Genomic DNA, 4,176 nt, shown 5'->3' with positions numbered 1-4,176 from the left:
CCCTACTGGCGAAGTAAGCCATCTCAGCAGAGCTATACGGCAATTCAATAGATGGAAAAAGCCCACGCAATTCAGGTCCCCACCCCCATGGTATCAACTCCGCCCCCACAGGCAAATGTGCCGTCAACCGAGAGTGCTGCAACTCCTCTGGCAACCTCCTTGTGACCAAGACCTTATCTTCATCTCCTGCATAGTAGATAGGAAGCGTCTGTAGGTCCTCCCTCAGCCTACGCACCATTTTAGGCGGGGTATAATGCTCTACACCTCTAAGAATAGAGGCTTCGTAACCAGGATTAAAGAAGTGTACTACCATACAATTAAAAAAGGAGCCACACCGTTAAAAGCATGGCTCCTTCCATCATTTAATAAGGCTTAAGCCTCAGTTGTCTCAGTAGATTCAGTTGTCTCAGCTGTTTCAGTTGTCTCAGCTGGCTCTTCTGTCTTTGGAGTTTCCTCCTCCTTAGCGGTAGGATTTTTGATCTCCTCAGCCACCTCACGCTTACGCCCCTCCAGCGACTCAATCTTCTCGCGAAGAGCATCAATCTTCTTCTGTATCTGCATCACCATAGGATTATCCGGCGAAGCATTGAAAAAACCAATATTATTCTCATACTGGCGTAGCTCCTCCTCGAGTGCAGAGATATTGCCATTGATCATACTCCGCTCATCCTTTAGCTCATTGCTAGATAGCTCGGTAAGATCCTTCTTCATATCCACCTTGCGTGGTCTCCGATCACGGCGATTGTTGTCACGCTGGTTATCGTTTCTCCTACGAGGGCCGCGACGGTTATCGTCCATCCCCTTCAGACGTCTTAGAGCGCCATAATATCTATTGAGCACCTCGCTCTTTTGATCATCAGGCACAGGGCCTACCGATGCCCACTCAGCCTCAATCTCAGCTAGTTCGGCAGTCGGATCCTCCAGCTTCTTAGCCTCCAGAGCCTCTATCTTATCAGCGATCTCCAGCTTCCTCTCCAGGTTCTCTTCACGAGAGAAGTGCTTATGATTGACCTTCTTTGCCTCAAAGAAAGTATCACACGCCTTGCGGAACTGCCTCCAAAGCTTCTGAGCCTCCCCTACTCGGGTACCCAGCTTAGAGATCACCGTCCACTCCTTTTGCAGAGCTTTCAGCTTATCGGCAGTTGATTGCCAATCGGTACTCTCCTTAAGGGCATCGGCTTCAGCGACGATCTCGCGCATACGCTCCAGCTTAGGAGTAATCTCCTCGCTCAGTTCGCGGAGGAACGTCCTACGCTGTAGATAAAACTCATCTACCGCCACACGGAAACGCATATTTACCTCATTGAGCTTAGCCCGTGGTACACGACCAGCCGACTTCCACTCCTTACGGATCGCCTCCATTTGGTCTTCATACTCTCTCCATCCTCTACGAGTAGTTGGAAGGGTTACTAAGAGATTTTCAAGCTTCTCGATAATCTCCATCTTATGAGCACAGTTCTGCTCCTCCTTCTCCCTGAGCTCTTTGAAGTAATCATCATGACGCTTATTGATCACTGTGGAGGCATCCTTAAAGTCCTTCCACATAATATCTCTAAACTCTGGCGCCACAGGCCCCGTCTCCTTCCACATATCGTGGAGCGTCTGGAGCTCTCTGAAGGCCTTCACGATATCAGGTTCATCTGCGAGAGCACGTGCTTTAGCGATGAAGCCCTCCTTCTCCACACGATTGTGCTTGAAGTCGTACTCCTGCGCCTCCTTATTGAGTTTATTAATCTCATAGTGCTTCTCCAGCAGAGTAGAGTATTGATTGAGCAGATCAGAGCGTAGATTTTCAGGTACATGACCTATATTCTTCCACTCATTACGGATATTCTCAAATTCATTACGCACCTTAAAGAAGTCGTCAGTAGACTCAAGATTGGCCTCAAGGCGCTTAATCAGCTCTAACTTCTTATCATAATTGAGGCGTCTTTCGGCCTTCTCCTCCTCCTCTTTTTTAGCCTGTAGCTCGTGGAACCTGGTCTTAAGATTGATGAACCTTGTCAATAACTCATCCTTGGAGTCGGCCGATGCTTCAGGGGTTTCTTCGCCAGTCTCTTCCTTTTCATCAAGCTCCTCCTCGTCATTAGCGACAGGCTCTTGGTGGTTGATCATTCGCTTTAGACGCTTCATCTCCTGGAGCTCTGGCAGCTGCTCCTTATTGATCATTTCAGACAGATGATCCAATAATTCGGCAACCGAAAATGCCGAAGTATCCACCTTCTCAAGCTCTTCGCTCTCCGTAGGCTGCTCCTTCGTAGCTTCAGCACCATCAGTCTGTGTCACCTCTGTTGGGGTCACATTATTCTTCTCCTCACTAGGCGTCAAAAGAGTATTCTCTTGCTCCATAATCTTAATCCTTTCTAAAAAAAGTTCAACCACTAGTTACTCGCTAGTAGATACAAATATGTACTGCACCTCCCCTCACTTATAAAAGTGGCTAAAGATACAAAAAAAAGCAGACATCTGCACAATTTTGGACCGATTACCACCCCAATAAGTGTAAAATAAACCCACAAACGTACACTATATTGGTTTATTTTTATACCTTTGCGTGATAGAAGTAATAGTCATTAAACAATGAATTATTTATCATGAAAAGAATTTCACTAAAACTAGGCGTATTAGCAAGTGCTATGGCACTGCTTGCTATCGCATGCCAACCCAACCAAAAGGAGTTTAAGCTAACAGCTACTGGACTTCCTGAGGGGATCAATGGGACTTATGCTAAGGTCTATGATATCAACAATGAGGTGATAGACTCTGTACTAATCCAAAATGGTGGCTTCGTCTACACCACTCCAGCTGATGACACTGTAGCAAGGACTATAATGGTAGGGGAGACCCCAATCGCTTTTTCTTGCGAAGAGGGTGAGTATACCCTGACACAACAAACCGACGAGGCCGGCAACACCAATTTAGTTCGTGGGGGCAAAGAAACCAGTAGCTTCGTAAAGGTTCAGGCCCTCAATGACGAAGTGGCAGCAGTCAATAAGAAGTACACCGACCTCATTAATGCCAAGATGGCTACAGTACCAGAAGGTGAGGAGCCCTCTGAGGAACTTATCAATGAGATCAACCAGCTCCAATCAGACTTCTTCAAGGAGTATAGAGCTATCAGCGAGAAGTACTATACCGATGGGGGCAATACCATTCTAGACTACACAGCATTCTCATACCTTGCTGGTCAGTACGACGATGCTGAGTATGTTGAGCACTTTGATGCTGCAGGAAGCATGATCAAAAACGACAAGGACCTACAAGCTCGCTACAACATGGCTAAGGCTGCCGTTAGCACTAGCGTAGGTGGTCAGTTTGTAGACTACGAGATCGTTAACCCTGCTGGTGAAAGCAAGATGCTAAGCGAGTTCCGTGAGGAGGGTAAGTACTTCCTTCTCGACTTCTTTGCATCTTGGTGTGGCCCATGCAAGAGGTCAATGCCTACTCTAGCAGAGGTTGAGAAGCAGTATAGCAAGATCCTCTCTTCTGTTAGCATCGCTGTATGGGAAAGAGATAATGATGGCGCTGCCTATGCAGAGGTTGTAAAGACCCACAAAATCACTTGGGCAACCATGCAAGATGCTCAAAGCAAGGGCGTAGAGCTCTATGGCGTAAGTGGCGTACCTACCTTTATCCTCTTCTCTCCAGAGGGCGAGGTACTCCTCCGTGGTCACGACATTGACGAGGTTAAGGCTAAGCTAGAAGAGCTTTCTAAGTAAGCCGATAACAACCGATCATATAAGGGTGCAGACTACCTAGGTAGCCTGCACCCTTTTTTATGTCCGGAAAGTGACCCAGCGGATGAGCCCGACAGGTCGGATAGGTCAGGCAAATCCTTTCTTGAGACTATTGCAGAAACAAGAGAAAAAGCACTTTTATACTCCACTAGTAATCAGAGGGTTATGAAAGCTAAAGTTTAGTTGCAATTAAGCAATCGGTTAGTTGCATCTCGTCATTTGCTTAGTTGCAACTAACCGATTGCTTTGTTGCAACTCGGCAAACGCTAATAAACAAGGACCTCTTCCGAGGAGTCCAAAAGCCACAAAATAAAGGTGAAAAGGTACAGAAAAAGATAATGAAAACAATCACTCAACCAGGGGGTTACGCATTAGAAAGGCTTATCGTATAATCTTTAGCGAGTTGTCTACGAGAAAGGACCTCTGCCGAGGTCCGTGT

At 46.7% G+C, this 4,176-nt stretch carries 2 protein-coding genes and 1 pseudogene; 1 reads left to right on the top strand and 2 read right to left on the bottom strand.

Annotation, left to right across the window (positions count from 1 at the left end; all coding sequences use genetic code 11):
• Together QVO39_RS00645 and QVO39_RS00640 are read right to left on the bottom strand one after the other, a co-directional pair.
• Positions 1-313: pseudogene (locus tag QVO39_RS00645) on the bottom strand (hypothetical protein); the annotation flags it as partial.
• A 59-nt stretch (positions 314-372) separates the two neighbouring features.
• Positions 373-2,349, bottom strand: a complete 1,977-nt coding sequence (locus QVO39_RS00640) for a DUF349 domain-containing protein (protein WP_021902579.1) — start codon at positions 2,347-2,349, stop codon at positions 373-375.
• A gap of 245 nt (positions 2,350-2,594) precedes the next feature.
• Here QVO39_RS00640 and QVO39_RS00635 point away from each other — a divergent pair, with 245 nt between their 5' ends.
• Complete coding sequence (locus QVO39_RS00635) at positions 2,595-3,719, top strand: TlpA family protein disulfide reductase (protein ID WP_021902578.1); 1,125 nt, start codon at positions 2,595-2,597, stop codon at positions 3,717-3,719.
• Positions 3,720-4,176 lie beyond the last annotated feature (457 nt).

This window comes from Porphyromonas sp. CAG:1061, from assembly GCF_000435035.1.
Lineage (GTDB): Bacteria > Bacteroidota > Bacteroidia > Bacteroidales > Porphyromonadaceae > Porphyromonas_A > Porphyromonas_A somerae.
Note: the sequence above shows the minus strand (reverse complement) of the source record. Positions and strands in the feature narration are given on the sequence as shown.